Source organism: Streptomyces sp. NPDC005263, from assembly GCF_042872365.1.
Lineage (GTDB): Bacteria > Actinomycetota > Actinomycetes > Streptomycetales > Streptomycetaceae > Streptomyces.
On the sequence record NZ_JBIAKJ010000006.1, the window covers coordinates 283,010 to 304,556 of the forward strand.

16 protein-coding genes are annotated in these 21,547 nt (G+C 69.1%); 9 read left to right on the plus strand and 7 right to left on the minus strand.

Annotated elements, in window-relative coordinates:
* Positions 1-139: 139 nt before the first annotated feature.
* On the minus strand, positions 140-1,198 hold the full coding sequence (locus tag ACFYRY_RS27275; protein ID WP_389150902.1) for a LacI family DNA-binding transcriptional regulator: 1,059 nt from the start codon (positions 1,196-1,198) through the stop codon (positions 140-142).
* 103 nt (positions 1,199-1,301) lie between these two features.
* On the opposite strand from ACFYRY_RS27275, the gene ACFYRY_RS27280 reads away from it, so the two are divergent.
* On the plus strand, positions 1,302-2,645 hold the full coding sequence (locus ACFYRY_RS27280; RefSeq protein WP_389150904.1) for a glycoside hydrolase family 32 protein: 1,344 nt from the start codon (positions 1,302-1,304) through the stop codon (positions 2,643-2,645).
* Between the two features lie 128 nt (positions 2,646-2,773).
* On the opposite strand, the gene ACFYRY_RS27285 is transcribed toward ACFYRY_RS27280, so the two are convergent.
* Positions 2,774-3,460, minus strand: coding sequence for an SDR family oxidoreductase (locus tag ACFYRY_RS27285; protein WP_389150907.1), 687 nt, complete (start codon positions 3,458-3,460; stop codon positions 2,774-2,776).
* Between the two features lie 112 nt (positions 3,461-3,572).
* Between ACFYRY_RS27285 and ACFYRY_RS27290 the strand changes: the two genes are divergently transcribed.
* Positions 3,573-4,133 carry a TetR/AcrR family transcriptional regulator gene (locus ACFYRY_RS27290; protein ID WP_389150910.1) on the plus strand — a complete coding sequence of 187 codons (561 nt, stop codon included), beginning with the start codon at positions 3,573-3,575 and terminating at the stop codon, positions 4,131-4,133.
* Positions 4,134-4,495: 362 nt separating this feature from the next.
* Here ACFYRY_RS27290 and ACFYRY_RS27295 read toward each other — a convergent pair whose 3' ends face one another.
* Complete coding sequence (locus ACFYRY_RS27295) at positions 4,496-4,873, minus strand: MerR family DNA-binding transcriptional regulator (RefSeq protein ID WP_389150912.1); 378 nt, start codon at positions 4,871-4,873, stop codon at positions 4,496-4,498.
* A 75-nt stretch (positions 4,874-4,948) separates the two neighbouring features.
* Between ACFYRY_RS27295 and ACFYRY_RS27300 the strand changes: the two genes are divergently transcribed.
* Positions 4,949-5,677, plus strand: a complete 729-nt coding sequence (locus ACFYRY_RS27300; protein ID WP_389150915.1) for an SDR family oxidoreductase — start codon at positions 4,949-4,951, stop codon at positions 5,675-5,677.
* 87 nt (positions 5,678-5,764) lie between these two features.
* Here ACFYRY_RS27300 and ACFYRY_RS27305 read toward each other — a convergent pair whose 3' ends face one another.
* The 3 genes from ACFYRY_RS27305 to ACFYRY_RS27315 form a co-directional block, all read right to left on the minus strand.
* Positions 5,765-7,294: a UDP-N-acetylglucosamine 1-carboxyvinyltransferase gene (locus ACFYRY_RS27305; protein ID WP_356762959.1), complete on the minus strand. Its 1,530-nt coding sequence runs from the start codon at positions 7,292-7,294 to the stop codon at positions 5,765-5,767.
* 81 nt (positions 7,295-7,375) lie between these two features.
* Complete coding sequence (locus ACFYRY_RS27310; RefSeq protein ID WP_389150918.1) at positions 7,376-7,573, minus strand: DUF4236 domain-containing protein; 198 nt, start codon at positions 7,571-7,573, stop codon at positions 7,376-7,378.
* Positions 7,574-7,689: 116 nt separating this feature from the next.
* A complete protein-coding gene (locus ACFYRY_RS27315) occupies positions 7,690-9,282 on the minus strand; it encodes an MFS transporter (protein ID WP_389150921.1) in 1,593 nt (530 codons plus the stop codon).
* A 572-nt stretch (positions 9,283-9,854) separates the two neighbouring features.
* Between ACFYRY_RS27315 and acnA the strand changes: the two genes are divergently transcribed.
* The 3 genes from acnA (at position 9,855) to ACFYRY_RS27330 (ending at position 16,431) form a co-directional block, all read left to right on the plus strand.
* Positions 9,855-12,572 (plus strand): aconitate hydratase AcnA, encoded by a 2,718-nt coding sequence (acnA, locus tag ACFYRY_RS27320; RefSeq protein ID WP_389150924.1) that lies wholly within the window; start codon positions 9,855-9,857, stop codon positions 12,570-12,572.
* 282 nt (positions 12,573-12,854) lie between these two features.
* The gene (locus tag ACFYRY_RS27325; protein ID WP_389150927.1) at positions 12,855-15,077 is read left to right on the plus strand and encodes a PQQ-binding-like beta-propeller repeat protein; all 2,223 of its coding nucleotides are present in this window, start codon (positions 12,855-12,857) and stop codon (positions 15,075-15,077) included.
* Positions 15,078-15,315: 238 nt separating this feature from the next.
* Complete coding sequence (locus ACFYRY_RS27330) at positions 15,316-16,431, plus strand: lytic polysaccharide monooxygenase (protein ID WP_389150930.1); 1,116 nt, start codon at positions 15,316-15,318, stop codon at positions 16,429-16,431.
* A gap of 153 nt (positions 16,432-16,584) precedes the next feature.
* On the opposite strand, the gene ACFYRY_RS27335 is transcribed toward ACFYRY_RS27330, so the two are convergent.
* Entirely contained in the window at positions 16,585-17,655 is a 1,071-nt protein-coding gene (locus ACFYRY_RS27335) for an acetylxylan esterase (protein ID WP_389150933.1), read from the minus strand.
* 267 nt (positions 17,656-17,922) lie between these two features.
* Here ACFYRY_RS27335 and ACFYRY_RS27340 point away from each other — a divergent pair, with 267 nt between their 5' ends.
* Genes ACFYRY_RS27340 through ACFYRY_RS27350 form a run of 3 tightly spaced genes read left to right on the plus strand, consistent with a single transcriptional unit; the run spans position 17,923 to position 21,541 of the window.
* Positions 17,923-18,918: an ABC transporter permease gene (locus ACFYRY_RS27340; protein WP_389150936.1), complete on the plus strand. Its 996-nt coding sequence runs from the start codon at positions 17,923-17,925 to the stop codon at positions 18,916-18,918.
* The gene (locus ACFYRY_RS27345; protein WP_389150938.1) at positions 18,912-19,829 is read left to right on the plus strand and encodes a carbohydrate ABC transporter permease; all 918 of its coding nucleotides are present in this window, start codon (positions 18,912-18,914) and stop codon (positions 19,827-19,829) included. The genes ACFYRY_RS27340 and ACFYRY_RS27345 overlap by 7 nt, the downstream gene beginning before the upstream one ends.
* Before the next feature lie 56 nt (positions 19,830-19,885).
* Positions 19,886-21,541, plus strand: a complete 1,656-nt coding sequence (locus ACFYRY_RS27350; protein WP_389150941.1) for an extracellular solute-binding protein — start codon at positions 19,886-19,888, stop codon at positions 21,539-21,541.
* Positions 21,542-21,547: the final 6 nt, after the last annotated feature.

Genomic DNA, 21,547 nt, shown 5'->3' on the forward strand with positions numbered 1-21,547 from the left:
TCTTGCACCGGGCCACCGCGGCGGGTTACTAATTCGGGTTAGTGGCCGAAAGTTAGCCGCCCCGGTTTTCTCGCGTCAAGGGCTTGTTACAAGGGAGTTATCGGTGGATGTTCGGATGTCCCCGCGGGCCCGGACCGGGTCAGGCGCCCGCGCGCCGCGCGGGGGCGGCCGTGGAATCGCGCATCACGACCGGGCAGTGCACGAGCGTGCGCCCGGACCGCGGGGCGGGTCCGGCGGCGGCCAACTGCTCGGCGGCCAGCCGGCCCATCGCGTCGTACGGCAGCCGTACGGTGCTCAGAGCGGGCCGTATCTCCGCCGCGAGCTCGAACTGGTCGTCGTAGCCCATGACGGACACGTCCTCCGGCACCCGGACCCCAGCCTCCAGCAGCGCCAGGAGCGCTCCCACGGCCATCCGGTCGTTGCCGCACATGACCGCGGTGGGCAGTGGGCCCCGCTGCCGCAGCAGCTTGCGGGTCAGCTCGTGCCCGGAGTCGGCGTGGTAATTGCCGGACAGCACGGTGTGGTTGTGCGGATCGAGCCCCGCGCCGCGCAGTGCCTCGCGGAAGCCGCGCAGCCTGGCCTTGGTGGCCCAGACGCTGGCCGCGCCGGTGAGGTAGGCGATGTCGCGATGCCCGAGGTCGAGCAGCGCCTGGGTGGCCTCCCGCCCGCCGCGCACCTCGTCGGGCAGGATCGACGGCAGGGCGTCGTCGGGTACGAAGCAGTTCAGCAGGACCGTGGGCACCCGCGCGGCCTCCTCCGGGACCACCACCGACTTCGTACCGGCCACCGCGAAGATCAGGGCGTCGGCCTGCCGGTCGAGCAACTCGCCGACCAGTTGCGCCGCTTGGCGCGTCGAGCCGCCCGTGTTCACCAGGAGCAGCAGGTTTCCGTGGCGTACGGAGACCTCGTGGGCTCCCTTGATGGCGGAGGCCGCGAACACGCCGAAGTCGCTGTCGTGGCTGACGAAGCCGATGGTCGCGCTGCGTCCATGGCGCAGCCCCTGCGCGGCACGGTTGGGCCGGTAGTCGAGTTCGGCGACCGCCCGCAGAACCCGCTGGCGGGTCTCGTCGCTGATCGTCTGCCCGGCCGTCCGGTTCAGCACGAAGGAGACGGTCGCGGGCGAGACGCCCGCCAGTCGCGCGACGTCCGCCCGACGTGGCCGGCCGGCTCGTGGGCGGTGATCTTCATGGGTTGACACGCGGCAAGAGTACGAGACGTCCCCGCCTCGAGAAGCGGCTTCCGCACCCATCAGTCCGTGCGTTCTTCATCACATTTCATCCGCAATGAGAGGAACATTCCGCATGCCCGCATCGCTCCACTACGCCCCCGCGAAGGGCTGGATGAACGACCCCAACGGGGCAGTGCACTGGCAGGGGCGGCACCACCTCTTCTACCAGTACAACCCGGACGGCACGGAGTTCTCCAACCAGCACTGGGGCCATGCCAGTTCCCCGGACCTGCTCACCTGGACCGAGCACGAGGTGGCCCTGTTTCCCGGCCCGGCCGAGACCGCGCCGTACGACGCGACGGCCTGCTTCTCGGGCTGCGCCGTCGAACACGACGGCGGCGTCTCCATCCTGTACACCGGCGTCCTCGGTGACGCCCAGCTTCCCTGCCTCGCCCGCGCCGCCGACGACGCGCTGTCGGGCTTCGTCAAGGACCCGGCCAACCCTCTCCTGCCCGCACCGCCCGCCGCCGACATCACCGAGTTCCGCGACCACAGCGTGTGGCGCGCGGACGGCCGGTGGCGGATGCTCGTCGCGGGCGCACGCCACGACCACGGGGGCTCGTTGTTCGCCCTGTCCTCGGCCGACCTGCGGGCGTGGGACTACGACGGCGTCCTCGTCGACCGAGCGGCGTCGGGGGTGCCGGGCGCGGTGTGGGAGTGCCCCGACTACTTCACCTCGGCAGACACCGCGGCTGTGCTGGTCTCGGTCATTCACGAGGACGGCGAGAACGGTCCCGACGTCTGGTGGATGACCGGTTCCGCTGCGGGCGACGGCTTCGACGTCCGCGCGAGCGGTGTGGTGGACGTGGGCGACCGCTTCTACGCCCCGCAGTCGTACAGGGCCTCGGACGGACGGCGGATCCAGTTCGGCTGGATCCGCACCCACCAGGACCCGGCCGGCCTCGACGGGCCGGCGGTGGGCTTCATGAGCCTGCCCCGCGAACTGTCGGTACGCGGCGGCCGCCTGTACAGCGAACCGGCCGCCGAACTCGCCTCGCTCCGGCGGACGGCGACGCCCGTGCGGCCGACCGGTGCGACCCGCTTCGAGCAGGCCCGGGCCACCGGCGAACTGGTGCTGGACGCCGAGACGGCGGACGGCACGCGGCGCGTCACCCTGCGGTCCCCGGGCGGAGCCGAGACGAGCGTGGACCTGACGGAGTTCACCGGACGCGACGGAGTGCTCCGGCTGTTCTGGGACGCGGGCATCATCGAGGTCTACCGAGGTGGCCTGGCAGGGACCTGGTCCGACCTGCGCGTCGAGGAGGTCGCCGAACTGCGGCTGGACGGCGCCCCGGGCAGCGCGGCGACGGGCCGGGCCGAGATCTGGGAACTCGCCCACCCGGAGCGCGAGTCGGGCCCCGCGGCCGCTGCGGGGCCTGGCACGGCGCCCCATGGACGGGCTTCCTCGCCCGCGTGACGCTGAGGAACGCATTGGTGCCGTAGCGCTCGACCGTGAAGGACCCTCATCGCGGGCTCCGTTCTCGTCCGCCACCGGGCGGGATCTCCCTTCGCGCGAGGTTCACCCGCGAGCGGAGTGACGGGATCTCACGCCGGGGTCGGCGCCGTGGCCAGGCCTTGCTTGACGTATCGGGTGGTCTCGTCGGCGAGGATTTCGGGCAGGCCCTGCTCGATGCCGGTGAGTGCCTGTGCGGCGACATCGGCGGGGTCGACCTTCTGCTCGGCGGGGATGACGGCGGCCATGTCGGTGTCCATGTAACCGACGTGCAGCGCCGAGACCGCGATGCCCCGAGGCGCCAGCTCTTCCCGGGTCGCGTTGGTCAGCGCCCATGCGGCGGCCTTGGCTGCCGCGTAGGACCCGAGACCGGCGGGGTGCAGCCAGGAGAGTACGGACAGGATGTTGAGCACGGCGCCGCCGCCGTTGCCCTCGATGACCGGGGCGAAGGCCCGGGTGACGGCCAGCGGCCCGAAGAAGTTCGTCTCCATCTCCAGTCGCACCGCGTCCACGCCGCCGGCGATCAGGGGCGTGGCGGTGGAGATGCCGGCGTTGTTCACCAGCAGTGTCGCGTCGGACGCGACGCGGGCCGCGGCCCGGATCGACTCCTCGTCCGTCACGTCCAGACGGAGCGGGGTCACACCTGCCAGGTCGACGGTCTCCGGGCGGCGCGCGGCCGCATAGACCTTCGCGCCGCGCTCCAGCAGCTGGGTGGCCAGATGGCGCCCCAGCCCCCGGTTGGCGCCGGTGACCACTACGACAGCGTCCTTCAGTTCCATGTCTTCTCCTCTGCTGCGGGGCTCGGGGTGATTGAGCCTCGCTTAAATTACGTCCACAATCTAAAGTTCACCATAGGATAGATTTCAGTCGACATCCAACTGGGGAGGGTCAATGGGTCGTGTGTCACAGGCGCAAGCGCAAGAGAATCGTCGACGAGTCGTGCAGACCGCCTCCCGGCTGTTCCGTGAGCAGGGGACGCACGTCAGCGTCGCCGACCTGATGAAGGCGGCCGGCCTGACCCATGGCGGCTTCTACAAGCAGTTCGCCTCCAAAGAGGCGCTGATCGACGAGGCCACCGCTCACGCCTTCGAGGAACTCGCCGAGCGCCGCACGGCCGCACTCGAGGAACGCACCGGCCGGCGCGGCGCCGCTCAGCAGGCGTTGATCGACGCCTACCTCTCCGTCCAGCACCGCGACAACCCGGCTGAGGGCTGCCCAGTCGCCGCCCTCGCCCACGACATGGCCCGCGAACCAGGCAGCCTCGAGGCTCACCGTGTCTACGCCGAAGGTGTGGGCGACTTCGCCGAGTTCCTCGCCACCGGAGACGAGGACGGCATCACCCGGCTGTGCACGATGCTCGGCGCGCTCGTCCTGGCCCGGGCCACCAAGGACTCCCCGCTCTCCGAGGAGATCCTCGCCGCCGCGCGGGCGGTCTTGACGGAAGCCGACTGACCCTGGTCGCAACGCAGGTCGGTGCCCTGCGGGCCTTCGTGGGCTCCGCCCCGCAGGCCGACTCGGACGGTGGCCGAGATCGCCGAGCCAAGTTTCCGACCGTCCGCGGTGCTCTGGTCGAGCTTCCGTGGCTGTGGCAACCGCCAGCCGTTGTCGGCCAGTTGCACCCCCTCGGCTCCCGCGGCCCGGGTCGCCGCCCGGCGAGCGAAAAGAGACCAGCAGTTGCTTGATCTTTCCGGTACCCGCGACCTGAACCTCGACGGCTGTTCGACAGCCCACAGGGCAGCGCTCCCGGCCGTGAATGGAGTAGGTGCTCAGTACGCCAGCCGTGGATCGCTGGTGCGTCGTCCGACCGACTGCGCCTACGGGTGCGTGTCCGTGATCGCGATGACCTGGTCGAGGCGGTCCAGGACAGCCTGTAGGTCGTCGACCTTGGCCTGGATGCGGTCGCGCTCGGCGCGCAGCATGGCTCGTTGCTCGGCGTCGGTGTGCCCGGAGTCAAAGCACGGAAGGAGTTCCGTGATCCTTCGGCTGGTCAGGCCGACGGCGTACATCTGCTGGAAGAAGCGGACCAGGGTGATGGCGTCCTGCCGGTAGAGGCGCTGGCCGGACGGGCTGCGCTCCGCGATGAGCAGCCCCTGCTGCTCGTAGTAGCGCACGGCGCGCACCGAGACGCCGGCCCCCCGTGCCACCTCGCCGATGCGGATCAGCCCCTCGGCTGCGGCCTCCGTGACGGTCATGGTGATCCCTCTCCCCCCGGCCCTGACGACCAGCACTTGCCTCTGACGTCAACGTCAGGTTTTAGCGTACCGGGCATGGACATCAACAACTCAGTTGCCCTTGTCACCGGAGCCAACCGCGGCCTGGGCCGCGCCTTTGCCCAGCGCCTGCTCGAACGGGGCGCCCTCAAGGTCTACGCGACGGCCCGCCGACCGGAGACCGTGGACCTGCCCGGCGTCGAGGTGCTGCCTCTCGACATCGCCGATCCCGCATCCGTGCGGGCCGCAGCCGAGGCCGCCCCGGACGTCTCGCTGCTCATCAACAACGCGGGGATCCAGACGGGGACCGACCTGGTGACCGGTTCGCTGGACGCGGTACGGCACGAGCTGGAGACCAACGTGTTCGGTCACCTGGGAATGATCCGGGAGTTCGCGCCGGCGCTCGCCAGGAACGGCGGGGGCGCGATCGTCAACGTCCTCTCCGCCATGTCATGGTTCGGGGGCCAGGGCGCCAATGCCTACCACCTGACCAAGGCCGCCGCCTGGGCCATGACCAACGGCGTCCGCCTGGAGCTCGCCGAGCAGGGCACGCTCGTGACGGCGGTGCACCTCGGCCTGGCCGACACCGACATGGCCGCGGGCTGGCCCGTGGACAAGTTGGCGCCGTCGGACCTGGCCGACGCGGCGCTCGACGGTGTCGAGGCGGGCTCCGCCGAGGTCCTCGCCGACCAGTGGAGTCGGGACGTCAAATCCCGGCTGCCGCTGACGCCGGAAGAGTTCAACGCCGCGATGGACCGCGCCCTGGCGGCGCTGACGGCGGCCTGAGGCCCTCGGGCCGCACCAGAGGTGCCGCCCCACCCCCTCCAGACCCGCATCAATGCAGGTCAGACAGGGTGCGGCGGCACCCGCTCGTCAAATGTCCCGGAAGATCTCGATCTGCGCCCCGACCGAGTTCAGCCGCTCGGCCAGATCCTCGTACCCGCGGTTGATGACGTACACGTTCCGCAGTACCGAGGTGCCCTCCGCCGCCATCATCGCGAGCAGCACGACCACGGCGGGGCGCAGGGCCGGCGGGCACATCATCTCGGCGGCCCGCCACCGGGTCGGGCCCTCCACCAACACCCGGTGGGGATCGAGGAGTTGGAGGCGTCCGCCGAGGCGGTTGAGGTCGGTGAGGTAGATCGCGCGGTTGTCGTAGACCCAGTCGTGGATCAGGGTCTTGCCCGAGGCCATGGCCGCGATGGCCGCGAAGAACGGGACGTTGTCGATGTTCAGGCCGGGGAACGGCATCGGGTGGATCTTGTCGATCGGCGCCTCCAGCTTGGAGGGCCGGACGGTGAGGTCCACCAGCCGGGTGCGGCCGTTGTCGGCGGGGTACTCCGGTGTGCGGTCGTGGTCGAGGCCCATCTCCTCCAGGACCGCCAGCTCGATCTCCAGGAACTCGATCGGCACCCGGCGGACCGTCAGCTCCGACGCGGTGACGACGGCGGCGGCCAGCAGGCTCATCGCCTCGACCGGGTCCTCGGAGGGGGAGTAGTCGACGTCCACGTCGATGGTGGGTACGCCGTGCACGGTGAGTGTGGTGGTGCCGATGCCCTCGACCTTGACGCCGAGCGCCTCCAGGAAGAAGCACAGGTCCTGGACCATGTAGTTGGAGGACGCGTTGCGGATGACGGTGACGCCGTCGTGCCGAGCGGCGGCCAGCAGCGCGTTCTCGGTGACCGTGTCCCCGCGCTCGGTCAGCACGATCGGCCGGTCCGGACGCACGGCACGGTCGACGACCGCGTGGTACTGCCCTTCCGTCGCCGCGATGTCCAGCCCGAACCTTCTGAGCGCGATCATGTGCGGCTCGATGGTGCGGGTACCGAGGTCGCAGCCGCCGGCGTACGGCAGCTTGAAGTGGTTCATACGGTGCAGCAGCGGACCGAGGAACATGATGATGGACCGCGTCCGTACGGCGGCCTCGGCGTCGATCGCCGCGATGTCCAGCTCGGCCGGCGGCACCAGTTCGAGGTCGACGCCGTCGTTGATCCAGCGGGTGCGTACGCCGATGGAGTTGAGCACCTCCAGCAGGCGGTACACCTCCTCGATGCGGGCCACCCGGCGCAGCACCGTGCGCCCCCGGTTGAGCAGGGAGGCGCACAGCAGTGCCACACACGCGTTCTTGCTCGTCTTCACGTCGATGGCGCCGGACAGCCGACGGCCGCCGACCACCCGCAGATGCATCGGGCCCGCATAGCCCAGAGAGACGATTTCGCTGTCCAGTGCTTCACCGATTCGGGCGATCATCTCAAGGCTGATGTTTTGATTGCCGCGCTCGATGCGATTGACGGCGCTCTGGCTGGTGCCGAGCGCCTCGGCAAGCTGCGCCTGTGTCCAGCCCCGGTGCTGTCGGGCGTCACGGATGAGCCTGCCGATACGTACGAGGTAGTCGTCTGCCATGAGGCTGAGGTTATCTCAGATATGAGATGGCGCCTCTTGGGGTGGTCTGTTCGGGTGAAGGGCCGTTCGGGTGATGGGCCGTCAACGCCGTTTGGAGTTGGTGGTGCGACGCCACCCGAAAGGTCCGGGTAGATCCATCGATGTCGTACGACGTCCCGTGCTGCTGTGTGTGTGCCGCGGCCCGTTGTGGCCGCCGGTCGTGATGGACCAGGAGCGCTTGTTGATGTTCAGGCGCACTCCGGGAAGGATCCGGAAACTCTTGCGGAACGTAAGCGGCATGCCCGCCCCCTTTCGTTCCGTACCGGATACCCGGAAGGCGCCGGGACATGACGGTCACGGTTCCCGACGCGGCGAACAGGCGCGACGGGCCGACGTGGCGTGGGTGCCTTGCCCCATCACGCGGTGGATCCCGGCGCGGAGCCGCGGGCCTCTTCGTGGTCCGGTTCCGGTGTCGGCGCCTTCTTCCTTTCTGCGGCCTTCTTTCCTGCGGCAGGCAAGGTGATCAGCAGCACAACTGCTCCGAGAAGAGCGATGACCGCGATCCAGCCCGCGCCGACGTGCATGGCATGGATGAACGCGTCATCAGCGGCCTGAGCGAGAGTGGGCCGGTGGGCAGCGGTGGCGACGTGGCGGGCCTGTTCGGCGGACACTCGCGCCTGATCCCGCACCGGACCGGGTGCACCCTCCAGCGAAGGTTCGATCGCACGCCGGTACATGATCGACATGATCGTGCCGCCCACCGCGATTCCGATCACGCTGCCGGTCTGTCGCACGGTGTTGGTGACGGCCGATCCCGCACCGGCCTGCTCCAACGGCAGGTTGCTGATCAGCGCGGCCGTGACGGGACCGATCACCATGCCGACCGAGAGCCCCTGGATCAACAAGAGGATCTCGATCCGGACGAGTGGGGTCTGAAGTCCGAGGAACACGTACCCGCCCATGGTCAGCGCGGCCACGGTCAGCGCCGGCACGGTGACAAGACGTAGCGACAGGCGGCGGACCAGGCGCGGGGCGAGGGGCGCCCCCGCGAGCGCGCCGAGCGCGGTCGGGATAGTGGCCAATCCCGCCTTCATCGGTGAAAATCCGAGCGCGCCCTGCAGATAGAACGCGTTGTAGAAGGTGATGGCGGCCACGGCGAAGAGCAGCAATCCGAGCGCCACATTTCCGCCACCGAATGCGCGTTGCGCGAGCAGTCGCGGATCAAAGCTGGGCACCTGGACGCGCAGTTCGACGAGTACGAAAACGGCCAGCAGAACCAGGCCGACAACGATCGGCGCCCAGACGTCGGTACGACTCCACACCGCCACCTGCCCCGCCCGGATGAGCCCGTAGGTCAACGCCACGAGCCCGCTGATCGACAGCAGCATTCCAGCGGGGTCCAGTGGCCGCGCAGTGGGACTGCGGAAATTCGGGACCAGCACGGCGAGCCCGACCGACGCCAATACCGCGACCGGGACATTGATCAGGAAGACCGAGCCCCACCAGAAATGATTGAGCAGGAATCCCGCCAGCACCGGGCCGGCGGCCATTCCGACACCGGCCGACGTCGAGAAAACGGCGATCGCGGCAGCCCGCGCGGGGCCGGTGAAGGTCCACATGAGGATGGCCAGGTTGGCGGGCGTGATCAGCGCGCTGCCCACTCCCATCGCGGCTCGAGCCGCGATCAGCTGGCCCGGATCGCTCGCGTACGCCGCCCACAGCGAGGACCCGGCGAAGATCACCAAGCCAATGGAGAAAACGGTCCGGTGACCGAACCGATCGCCCAATGCGCCCGCGGTGAACATCAATGTGGCGAAGGCCAGAGTGTACGAACCCGTCGCCCATTGCAGCTGACCTGGATCGGCTGCCAGTCCACGGACCGGGTCTGCGAGGGTCTCCAGCGTGGTACTCAGGACGGTATTGTCCAGCCAAATCAGCAGCGAACATAACATGAGAACGGAAAGGATCAACTGCTGCCTGAATTTGGGCAACGTCGGAGGCGTGGTCATGAACACCTTCGGATATCGATCGGCGGGAACCTGAACGACTGGACCATAAGGAAACTCAACGACGCCGTCAAGCTTGAAATTTCTTGTCAATGCTATTGCGGTCGAACGGACTGTATGCCCTCTGCCGAATTTGCGGATCGAGTAATTCCGTGCCCTCTGGCAGATGTGCGAGTTGAAGGATTTCGTGACTTCCGGACGGTTGCGACCGAGCGGATTTCATGCCCTTCAGTGAGCTGTCGCACCCGCGTCCCGTGACCCCGGGTCGATGCCCACGGGGGATCTGTCTGCTTCCGGCGGCCGACGTGCCGCCCGGTCGTCGCCGTCCAGCGCCGGCCCGAGTGGCGCCGCCTCGACCGGATGGCAACGGGCAGCGGGGGCCGGGCATGACCATTCCGCGCCCATGTACTAGAGTTATCTCGACATCGAGATATCTGCCGAGGCGTACCGCAGCCGCACGCTTCCGCCAAGTCTGACAGTAAGGCATACCTAACTTAGCCTTACCTTAGCGGATGGCCCGAGAGGGCGTGGGGGCAGGATGCGGTGGTAAGCGCACAGAAATGAAGGAGACTGTCGTGTCGGCGAACAGCTTCGACTCCCGCAGCACGCTGCAGGTGGGCGACGAGTCGTACGAGATCTTCCGGCTGGACAAGGTGGAGGGCTCGGCCCGCCTGCCCTACAGCCTCAAGGTCCTGCTCGAGAACCTGCTCCGCACGGAGGACGGCGCGAACATCACCGCCGACCACATCCGCGCCCTCGGTGGCTGGGACTCGCAGGCCCAGCCCTCTCAGGAGATCCAGTTCACGCCGGCCCGCGTGATCATGCAGGACTTCACGGGCGTGCCCTGTGTCGTGGACCTCGCCACCATGCGTGAAGCCGTCAAGGAGCTCGGCGGCGACCCGGCGAAGGTCAACCCGCTCTCCCCGGCCGAGCTGGTCATCGACCACTCCGTCATCGCCGACAAGTTCGGCACCAACGAGGCCTTCGCGCAGAACGTCGAGCTGGAGTACGGCCGCAACCGCGAGCGCTACCAGTTCCTGCGCTGGGGCCAGACCGCGTTCGACGACTTCAAGGTCGTCCCGCCCGGCACCGGCATCGTCCACCAGGTGAACATCGAGCACCTGGCCCGCACGGTCATGGTCCGCAACGGTCAGGCGTACCCCGACACCCTGGTCGGCACCGACTCGCACACCACCATGGTCAACGGCCTCGGCGTGCTGGGCTGGGGCGTCGGCGGCATCGAGGCCGAGGCCGCGATGCTCGGCCAGCCGGTCTCCATGCTCATCCCGCGCGTCGTCGGCTTCAAGCTGACCGGTGAGCTCAAGCCCGGCACCACCGCCACCGACCTGGTGCTGACCATCACCGAGATGCTCCGCAAGCACGGCGTGGTCGGCAAGTTCGTCGAGTTCTACGGCGAGGGCGTCGCCGCCACCTCCCTGGCGAACCGCGCCACCATCGGCAACATGTCGCCGGAGTTCGGCTCCACCGCCGCGATCTTCCCGATCGACGGCGAGACCCTGAACTACCTCAAGCTCACCGGCCGTTCCGAGCAGCAGGTCGCGCTCGTCGAGGCGTACGCCAAGGAGCAGGGCCTCTGGCTGGACCCGAAGGCCGAGCCGGACTTCTCCGAGAAGCTGGAGCTCGACCTCTCCACGGTCGTCCCCTCCATCGCCGGCCCGAAGCGCCCGCAGGACCGCATCGTCCTCGCGAACGCCGCCCAGCAGTTCAAGTCCGACGTCCTCAACTACGTCGACTCCGTGGACGAGTCGGGCAAGGAGTCCTTCCCGGCCTCCGACTCCCCGGCCGTCGCCCCGAACGGCGCCCCGTCCAACCCGGTCACCGTGACCGCCCCCGACGGCTCGACGTACGAGATCGACCACGGCGCGGTGACGGTCGCGGCCATCACCTCCTGCACCAACACCTCCAACCCGTACGTCATGGTCGCCGCCGCGCTGGTCGCGAAGAAGGCCGTGGAGAAGGGCCTGACCCGCAAGCCGTGGGTCAAGACCACCCTCGCCCCGGGTTCCAAGGTCGTCACCGACTACTTCGACAAGGCGGGCCTGACCCCGTACCTCGACAAGGTCGGCTTCAACCTGGTCGGTTACGGCTGCACCACCTGCATCGGCAACTCCGGCCCGCTGCCGGATGAGGTCTCCAAGGCCGTCAACGACCACGACCTCGCGGTCACCTCGGTCCTCTCCGGCAACCGGAACTTCGAGGGCCGGATCAACCCCGACGTCAAGATGAACTACCTGGCGTCCCCGCCGCTGGTCGTCGCGTACGCCCTGGCCGGCTCCATGAAGGTGGACATCACCAAGGACGCCCTGGGCATCGACCAGGACGGCAACCCGGTCCACCTCGAGGACATCTGGCCCTCCGAGGCCGAGGTCAACGACGTCGTGGCGAACGCCATCGGCGAGGACATGTTCAACAAGTCCTACCAGGACGTCTTCGCGGGCGACGCCCAGTGGCAGGCGCTGCCGATCCCGACCGGCAACACCTTCGAGTGGGACGCCGAGTCGACCTACGTGCGCAAGCCCCCGTACTTCGAGGGCATGACGATGGAGACCACCCCGGTCTCCGACATCGTCGGCGCGCGCGTCCTGGCCAAGCTGGGCGACTCGGTCACCACCGACCACATCTCCCCAGCCGGTGCGATCAAGGCCGACACCCCGGCCGGCAAGTACCTCACCGAGCACGGTGTGGAGCGTCGTGACTTCAACAGCTACGGCTCGCGCCGAGGCAACCACGAGGTCATGATCCGCGGCACGTTCGCCAACATCCGCCTGCGCAACCAGATCGCGCCGGGGACCGAAGGCGGCTACACCCGCGACTTCACGCAGCCCGACGCGCCCGTGTCGTTCATCTACGACGCCTCGCGCAACTACATCGAGCAGGGCACCCCGCTGGCCATCCTGGCCGGCAAGGAGTACGGCTCCGGCTCGTCCCGTGACTGGGCCGCCAAGGGCACCGCGCTCCTCGGCGTCAAGGCCGTCATCGCCGAGTCCTACGAGCGCATCCACCGCTCGAACCTCATCGGCATGGGCGTCCTCCCGCTCCAGTACCCGGAGGGCGCCTCGGCCGCCTCCCTCGGTCTGACCGGCGAGGAGACCTTCTCCTTCACCGGTGTCGAGGAGCTCAACAACGGCACCACCCCGCGCACGGTCAAGGTCACCACCGACACCGGTGTCGAGTTCGACGCGGTCGTCCGCATCGACACCCCCGGCGAGGCGGACTACTACCGCAACGGCGGCATCATGCAGTACGTGCTGCGCAGCCTGATCCGCAAGTGATGTACCCCCTGGGCTGAGTGCCCAGGGTCGGTATCGGTATCGGCCGTCGCCCCTTCACGGGGCGGCGGCCATCGCTGTACACATCCGCGTACCACCTGCGTGGCCCCCTGCCCCCGTAGGAGCCTGTGCGTCTTGGTGACCCGCCGCCGCAGGGTCCGCAGGCCGGCCCCCGGACGGCGAGCCACCCCCTCGCCCCGCCTCGAGGCCCGTAGGGCGAGGCGCTAGGGTGATGCGTCCGAACAGCCGCGGTGGCACAGGGGATTCAGGAAGGGCGACCGGTACATGTCGCTGGGTACGGGGGAGCCGGAGTCCATCGGGTCCATAGGCGGCTACACCCTCGTCGACCGGCTCGGCAGCGGCGGCATGGGAGTGGTCTACCTCGCCCGCTCGGCCTCGGGCCGCCAGGTCGCGGTCAAGGTCGTCCACGCGCAGTACGCCCAGGACGAGGAGTTCCGGACCCGCTTCCGGCAGGAGATCGCCGCGGCCCGCCGGGTCAGCGGGGCCTTCACCGCCCCCGTCGTGGACGCCGATCCCGACGCCGAACTGCCGTGGATGGCAACGCTGTACGTGCCCGGCCGCACGCTGGAGAACATCGTTGCCACAGAGCGCGGGCTGAGCGGGCGCGCGCTGCGGACCCTGGCCCTGGGGCTCGTCGAGGCGCTGCGGGACATCCACCAGGCCGGTGTCGTGCACCGGGACCTCAAGCCGAGCAACGTCCTGATGGCCGAGGACGGCCCCCGCGTCATCGACTTCGGCATCTCACGCGCCGCCGACAACGAGGCCCTCACGATGACCGGGCACCTGATCGGCACCCCGCCCTTCATGTCCCCGGAGCAGTTCGCCTCGCCCCGGGACGTCACCGCGGCCTCGGACGTGTTCTCGCTGGGCTCGCTGCTGGTGTACGCGTCCACCGGCAACCGCCCCTTCGACGGCGGCAGCCCGTACATGACGGGCTATCAGGTCGTGCACGAGCAGCCCTCCCTGGACGGGGTGCCGGAGCCGCTGCGGACCATGGTCGAACGGTGCCTGGACAAGGACCCCGCCGCCAGGCCCCAACTCGCCGAACTTCACCGGATGTTCAGGACCCTCCCCGACGCGGCGACGGGGGGCCCGCCGACCGTCCCGGATATCCGAGGGGCCTCCCGAGGCCACGGTGACACGACCATGCCGGGGGCGCGGGACACCACCGCCACCCGGGCCGGCGGCCGCGGACGCCGGGTGCGCCGCCTCGTCGTCCTCGGCGCGGCCCTGGGCTTCACCGTGGCGGGGGTGTCGGCCTACCACCTGGCGGGTGGCCCGAACACGACCGCCGACGTCTCCGCCGCCGCTGCCGGCCCGACGCTCCCGGCCGGCTGGCGGCCCTGGCAGGCGAAGCTCACGCGCCCCGTGAAGGAGGAGCCCACGGCCATCGACGTGAGCGCCGCGGATGCCGGCTGTGTGTCCGCGGGAGCCTCCCTGTACTGCGCGGGGACCGGCTTCACGGTGGCCAGGGTCGCGGCCGCCACGGGCCGCGTCGAGTGGCGCTACGGCAACAGCGCGCAGGCGGCAGACCGGCCCCTCGGCGTACGCGGCGGCATCGTGTACGTGTACGAGCAGCCCGACGAGGTGAACGCGGACCAGCGGGTGATCGCCCTCGACGCGGACACCGGGAAGCGGGTCTGGATCCGCACCGTCGACACGGGCCATCCCGCCGCCCTCTTCAACGGCGGCGTCCTGACGATGTCGGACAAGACGTCGGAACTCCTCGCGCTCGACGCCCGGACGGGCAAGGACCTGTGGCGAACGCCGGCGAGGTCGAGGCCCGGCACCGGCTGCGCCCCGATGGTCCTGGGCGGCGCCCCCTACGGGGTGTGCACCGACGCCGTCGACCCCACCACGGGCCCCGTCGGTCTTCTGCGCCTCGCTCCGGCCGACGGCGCGGCCCACGAGATCGCCTCGCTGCCCCAGACGGCGATGCCGGTCGGCGCCCTCGACGGGCAGCCGCTGTTCGCGGTGCGCAAGAGCGCCGAGTCCGAGTCGAACGACGGGCGGGACGAGCCGTATGCGGCCCTGGTGCAGGTGAACCCGGTCAAGGGCAAGGCCGTCCGGACTCCGCTGCCGGACATCCCGCGCGGCGAGGCCACCCTCGTCGACGGCACCGTGTACTTCGTCCGCCCCGACGGAACGGTCACCGCGATCAGGGCGAGGGACGGGGTACGCCTGTGGCAGCGGGGCGCCCAGGTCGAGAACCTGTCCGCGCCGGTGCTGTCCACCAGGTACGGCGCCCTCTACTTCGCCAACCGCTACGGCCGCCTCCTCGCGCTCGACCGGGACACCGGGGCGGCGCGCTGGAGCACCGACAAGCTCGATGACCCGGGCAACTCGGCGGCGAACACGATCCCCAGCCTGCTGCTCGTCAAGGACGCGATCGTGGCCGTGGCGGGCGACACGGCGTTCTCGGTACGCCCGGACCGGCCGAGGGCCGAAGCGGCGCCGACAGCCGTCCCGAGCGAGGAAGCCTCGTAGACGGCTCCACCTCCGCAGAAGGGCCCACAACCCTCGTGCGTCAGCCGTTTACAAGTCGGCCGGTCGGCGCTAGCGTCCCAAGGAGGTGGGTGGGAGCGCTCCCACAAGGTGGACCGGAACCCGCCGCGTGGTCGCTCCCACCCCCCGCATCCGCACGCGCATCCGTACACGCATCCGCATGCACGCATCAGCGCACACGCATCCACGGCCCGTACCTCAAGGAACGGTCTGATATGTCATGATCACGACAAGGACAGCTGTGGAGTCCCCGGACCCCGCACGCCGCTTACCCTCCGGCCCCCGCTTCCCGCTCCCCACCCGCGCCCGCGCCCTCTTCCTCGTGCTGGTCTCCCTGCTCGCCACGATCCCGGCGCTCAGCCTGGTCGTCACGGCGGGCGGCGAGGCGGAGGCGCACGGTACCCCGATGAAGCCCGCCAGCCGCACCTTCCTGTGCTGGCAGGACGCACTGACCAACACCGGTGAGATCAAACCGGTCAACCCGGCCTGCAAGAACGCACAGCAGGTCAGCGGCACCACGCCGTTCTACAACTGGTTCTCGGTGCTGCGCTCGGACGGCGCCGGCCGGACCCGCGGCTTCGTGCCGGACGGTGAGCTGTGCAGCGGCGGCAACACCAACTTCACGGGCTTCAACGCGGCCCGCGACGACTGGCCGCTCACCCACCTCACCTCGGGCAAGACGGTCGACTTCTCCTACAACGCCTGGGCCGCGCACCCGGGTTGGTTCTACGTCTACGTCACCAAGGACGGCTTTGACCCCAAGAAGCCCCTCACCTGGGACGCCATGGAGTCACAGCCGTTCCTGAGTGTCGACCACCCGCCGCTCAACGGCAGCCCGGGCACGGTCGAGGCCAACTACTCCTGGTCCGGCAAGCTCCCGGCCAACAAGTCGGGGCGGCACATCATCTACATGGTGTGGCAGCGTTCGGACAGCGCGGAGACCTTCTACTCCTGCTCCGACGTCGTCTTCGACGGCGGCAACGGCGAGGTCACCGGCATTCACGAGCCGGGCAACCCGACCGATCCGGTGCCGGGTACCTGCACCGCCACCCGTAAGACCACGGGCAGTTGGAACGGCGGATACCAGTCCGAGGTGACCGTCACCAACTCCGGCGACGTCCCGATGCTGGGCTGGATGGTCGACTGGACGCTGCCGGGCGGCCAGAAGGTCGACAGCCTGTGGAGCGGCAACGCCACCTACACCGGACAGAACGTGATGGTGCACAACGCCGACTGGAACGGCTCACTGGCTCCGGGGAAGAGTACGACGTTCGGCTACGTCGTCTCCGGGTCCGGCGGTGACGCGACGGCGACGCTTCCCTGCCGGGTCGGCTGAACCGCCGTCGGCTGAACCATCGCCGGTGGATCTGTCATCGACGCCCCGGCGTTGCGAACCGCCGCTCGGGGCGGGCCCGGTGGGTGATGTGTGCCACCGGGCCCGCGAGCCGGGCCGGCGAGGACGCTGCGGATCTGCCCGGCCCGCACGTGTTCACGCCCGCTCCGAACTGACGTCGGGGACTCCCAACACGTCGGCCAGCCAGTCGAGTTGGCGACGGACGTGCACCGCGTCACCGCCTTCGTGACCGTTGTACGGATAGGCGTGGATCTCCTTGCGGATGGGCTCCCTCCAGACACGCTCCTCGCGGACGCTCGCTCGCGCGACCTCCTCGCGATGTGCCGCACCGCCCGACTCCCCGTAGCGGTTGAACGCGGCGTACGCCCCGCTCGGCGGGCACACCGTGTCGCGCAGGCCCACCCCGAAGTGCGCGGGGGCCCGCGCGCGCCGGGCGAAGGAGACGCCCTCCAGGTAGGAGAGCGTGCGGTACGCGGCCCGCTCTGCGCCCCGGTGGACGGACAGGTACGCGGTGATCTCGCCGTAGGGGGCCGCGTCGGTGAGGTCCAGTGCCCGTCGGATCCCGCACAGGAAGGGCGCGGTGACCAGGACCGCCGCGAGATCCGGGACGAGCCCGGCGACGGCGAGGGCGAGCCCGCCGCCCTGACTGTTGCCGACGGCGGCGGTCCGGGACGCGTCCACCCCCGCCAGCGCGCGGACCGCCGCCACCGCGCGGACCGCGTCCGTGATCAGGCGGCGGTAGTGGTGGTCCCGCGGGTCGAGCAGACCGCGTACCGCGGGGCCCGGGCCGCCGGGCGCGCTCGCGTGCGGGTCCGGGGTGTCACCGCCGCAGCCGTACTGGTCGCCCTGCCCGCGGTTGTCCATCAGCAGATGCGCGTACCCGGCGTTCACCCAGGTCAGCCGCTCGTGGGGGAGTCCTCGCCCACGGCCGTAGCCGGCGTACTCGACGACGGCCGGCAGCGGTTCGGGCACCCCGGCCGGGCGGCTGAACCAGGCCCGCACCGGCTCCCCTGCGAAGCCGCGGAAGGTCACGTCCCAGGTCTCCGTCAGCCGCAGGCCCGTCGTCACCGGCCGCGCCGAGACCACCGGGTCCGTCTGCCCGGCCTCCTTGAGGGTGCTCAGCCAGAACTCGTCGAAGTCGGCGGGCTCCTCCACCTCCGGTCGGTGGTGCTCGAGTTCCTTCAGCGGCAGGTCGAACGCTGGCACGGCGGTACCTCACAGGCGTCAACGGGGCGGCTGGGTCCGATCGTTGCGGTCCGACGTCAGAAAGTTCCGACGTGACCACGCCGATCCCTTCATCCCTTCCACCCTCGCCCCGTGGTGAATCCAGCGCGCCACAACCGCCCCACCGCCCAACCTCGCCTCGCGCAGCCCCCATTGACAGCGCTTTCTGCTGCCCCTAAGTTGCCGCGAAGTTACCGGTAAGAGCTCGAAAGTTTCGGTTCCGCGTCCCATGCCACGGGAGGCCCGAGCATGAGCACGTCCACAACATCGGCCCCACCGCCGGGCACCCAGGACCCGCCACCGGCCGGAGCAGCCCCCCGTCTGCGCGTGCGGACCCCCGCGCGCACCGGCTGGCGTCGGGCACTGCGCCGGGACTGGCAGCTGTACTCGCTCGCCGTACTGCCTCTGCTGTTCTTCCTCGTCTTCCGCTACCTGCCGATGGTCGGCAACGTGATCGCCTTCCGGCGCTTCGAGCCGGGCGGTTCCCTCTTCGGTGAGCAGTGGGTGGGACTGCGCTATGTGCGTATGTTCCTCACCGACCCCACGTTCTGGCAGGTGTTCCGCAACACCCTGTGGATCGGCGGACTCACCCTGGTCTTCTGCTTCCCGATCCCGATCGTGCTGGCGCTGCTGCTCAACGAGGTGCGCAGACGGTCGCTGAAGCGGTTCGTGCAGTCGGTGTCGTACCTGCCGCACTTCCTGTCGATCGTGATCGTCGCGGGCATCACCCTGCAGATGCTCGCCACCGACGGTCCCATCAACCACATGCTGGGCCGGCTCGGCCACGATCCGATCCGGTTCATCCAGGAACCGGGGTGGTTCCGCACCATCTACGTCGGCTCCGAGATCTGGCAGACCGCCGGCTGGGGCACGATCCTCTACCTCGCCGCGCTCACCACCATCGACGACGATCTGTACGAGGCCGCGCGCATCGACGGCGCCAACCGCTGGCAGCAGATCTGGCACGTCACCCTGCCCGGCATCCGCCCCACCATGGTCACGCTGCTGATCCTCAACATCGGCACCTTCATGGCGGTCGGCTTCGAGAAGGTCCTGCTGCTGTACAACCCGCTGACGTACCCGACCGGCGACTTGATCTCGACGTACGTCTACCGGTCCGGAGTCGAGTCCAACAGCTTCAGCTACGCCGCCGCCATCGGCCTGTTCGAGGCGGTCATCGGCCTGGTGCTGATCACGACCGCGAACCAGCTCTCGCGCCGCACCGTGGGGACGAGCCTGTGGTGAGCCCGCTGTCCGGGCGTCCCGCCCGTCCGCGTACGTCCGTCAACCAGCCGACCCGCGGCTACCGTGTCTTCCAGGGCGTCAACGGGGTGGTCCTCACCCTGGTGGTGGGGGTGACCCTGTACCCCTTCCTCAACATCATCGCCCGCTCCTTCAGCGCGGAACGCCAGATCCGGGCCGGCCAGGTGACGCTGTGGCCCAAGGGGTTCAACCTCACCACGTACAAGATCGTGTTCCAGGACTCGATGTTCTGGCGGAACTACGGCAACACGGTGCTGTACACGGTGGTCGCCACCGCCGTCGCCATGGTCCTGACGACCTGTTACGCCTACGTCCTGTCGAAGAAGAACCTCAAGGGACGCGGCGCGCTCGTCGGTATCGCCGTGTTCACCATGTTCTTCACCGGCGGCCTCATCCCCAACTACATCCTGGTCACCGACCTCGGCCTGAAGAACAGCGTCTGGGCGATCGCGCTGCCCAACGCGATCAGTGTCTTCAACCTGCTGGTGATGAAGGCCTTCTTCGAGAGCCTGCCGACCGAACTGGAGGAGGCCGCGCAGATCGACGGCCTGGGCACGTACGGCGTCCTGCTCAGGATCGTGCTGCCGCTGTCCAAGGCGGTCGTCGCCACGATGGTGCTCTTCTACTCGGTGTCCTTCTGGAACTCCTGGTTCAGCGCGTTCCTCTACATGGACCGGACCGAGCTGATGCCGGTCACCGTCTATCTGCGCAACCTGATCTCCGGCGCCACCACCGGCGGGAACGCCGGCGCCGCCGACGCGCAGCTCAGCCAGGTCGGGGCCAACATCCAGGCCGTCACGATCGTGCTGACCTCGCTGCCCATTCTCTGTGTGTACCCCTTCGTGCAGCGCTACTTCGTGTCGGGCGTGATGCTCGGCGCGGTCAAGGGCTGACCGCGCCGGCACCTGCCGCACCCTCCTCAACCGGCGTACGGAACAAAGGAGTTCCCGTGAAGAACGCAGGACAGCTGTCGCGGCGCCAGATCCTGGCCGCCGCGGGTTTCGTCGGCCTCGCGACCCTCACCGGCTGTGGGGGAGGCGGCGACGGCGGCGACTCCAAGGACCTCTCCAAGAAGCAGAACGGCGCGATGAAGGAGTACCGGGCCGGCCAGCAGTTCAAGGCGGCCGAGCCGCTGTCGTTCTCGGTCCTGCACAACGAGAACCCGGTCTACCCGATGAAGAACGACTGGCTGTTCTGGAAGGAGCTGACCAAGCGCACCGGCGTCACCCTGAAACCCGTCTCCGTCCCCCTCATGGACTACGAGAAGAAACGCAGCGTCCTCATCGGCTCCGGCGACGCCCCGTTCCTGATCCCCAAGACGTACCACCCCTCGGAGGTCGCGTTCGTGTCGTCGGGCGCGATCCTCCCGGTGAGCGACTACCTGCACCTGATGCCCAACTTCCGCGACAAGGTGAAGAAGTGGAAGCTGGAGCCGGAGATCGACTCCATCCGCCAGTCCGACGGCAAGTTCTACCTGCTGCCCGGACTGCACGAGAAGGCCAGGTCCGGCTACTCGCTGGCGCTGCGCATGGACGTCCTCGACCGGCTCGGTCTGACCGCGCCCACCACCTGGGACGAGGTGTACGACGTCTTCACGGCGATCAGACGGGAGTACCCGGACCGCTACCCCTTCTCCGACCGCTGGAGCAAGAACACGCCCTACCCGGCCGCCGCCCTCTTCAGCTACCTCGGCCAGGCGTACGGAGTCAGGGCAGGCTGGACGTACGACAACATCAGCTGGGACGCGAACGCGCGTGAGTTCGTCTTCACCGGCGCGACCGACGCCTTCCGGCAGATGCTGGCGTTCGTGCGCAAGCTGGTCGCCGAGAAACTGGTCGACCCGGAGAGCTTCACCCAGACCGACGACGACGCGGCACAGAAGCTGCTCGGGCAGAAGTCGTTCGCGATCAGCGCCAACCCGCAGGTGCTGGTGCAGGAGTACCGCTTCAACCTGGAGAAGCAGGTCAGGGGAGCGAGGATCGAGATGATCCCGGTGCCGCTCGGCCCGGCGGGACCGGTGGTGCTGGGTGGGGTCCGGCTGGAGAACGGCGTCATGGTCTCCAGCAAGGCCCTCAAGAGTGACTCCTTCGTCGCGATGATGCAGTTCGTGGACTGGCTCTGGTACTCGGACGAGGGCCAGCGGTTCGCCCGGTGGGGAGTCGAGGGCGTCACCTACACCCGCTCCGGGGGCCGCTACCGGCCGATGAAGGGCATCAGCCTGATGGGCTCCGACCCGGACGCCCCGAAGGACATGCAGAAGAACTACGGCTTCTACAACGGGGTCTTCGCCTACGGCGGCAGTTGGGAACTGGTCTCCTCCATGTTCAGCCCCGACGAGCAGAAGTTCCAGGACGCCATGACCCAGCGCAAGCAACTGCCCGTGGCCCCGGCCCACCCGCTGCAGTCCGTCGAGCAGGAGCAGGCGACGCTGTGGGACACCCCACTGCGGGACCACGTCACGCAGAACACCCTCAAGTTCGTCCTCGGCAAACGCCCGCTGTCCGAATGGGACGCCTACGTCAGCGAGTTGAAGGCCAAGAACATGCAGCAGCTCCTCGACATGCACAACAAGGCGTACGACCGCTACCAGAAGGACAACGGGTGACCCGCG

Bases quoted from the DNA above. Each gene is read 5' to 3' on its own strand.
- ACFYRY_RS27280 (WP_389150904.1), top strand. From the start codon at position 1,302: ATGCCCGCATCGCTCCACTACGCCCCCGCGAAGGGCTGGATGAACGAC.
- ACFYRY_RS27285 (WP_389150907.1), bottom strand. From the start codon at position 3,460: ATGGAACTGAAGGACGCTGTCGTAGTGGTCACCGGCGCCAACCGGGGG.
- ACFYRY_RS27290 (WP_389150910.1), top strand. From the start codon at position 3,573: ATGGGTCGTGTGTCACAGGCGCAAGCGCAAGAGAATCGTCGACGAGTC.
- ACFYRY_RS27295 (WP_389150912.1), bottom strand. From the start codon at position 4,873: ATGACCGTCACGGAGGCCGCAGCCGAGGGGCTGATCCGCATCGGCGAG.
- ACFYRY_RS27300 (WP_389150915.1), top strand. From the start codon at position 4,949: ATGGACATCAACAACTCAGTTGCCCTTGTCACCGGAGCCAACCGCGGC.
- ACFYRY_RS27305 (WP_356762959.1), bottom strand. From the start codon at position 7,294: ATGGCAGACGACTACCTCGTACGTATCGGCAGGCTCATCCGTGACGCC.
- ACFYRY_RS27310 (WP_389150918.1), bottom strand. From the start codon at position 7,573: ATGCCGCTTACGTTCCGCAAGAGTTTCCGGATCCTTCCCGGAGTGCGC.
- ACFYRY_RS27315 (WP_389150921.1), bottom strand. From the start codon at position 9,282: ATGACCACGCCTCCGACGTTGCCCAAATTCAGGCAGCAGTTGATCCTT.
- ACFYRY_RS27325 (WP_389150927.1), top strand. From the start codon at position 12,855: ATGTCGCTGGGTACGGGGGAGCCGGAGTCCATCGGGTCCATAGGCGGC.
- ACFYRY_RS27330 (WP_389150930.1), top strand. From the start codon at position 15,316: ATGATCACGACAAGGACAGCTGTGGAGTCCCCGGACCCCGCACGCCGC.
- ACFYRY_RS27340 (WP_389150936.1), top strand. From the start codon at position 17,923: ATGAGCACGTCCACAACATCGGCCCCACCGCCGGGCACCCAGGACCCG.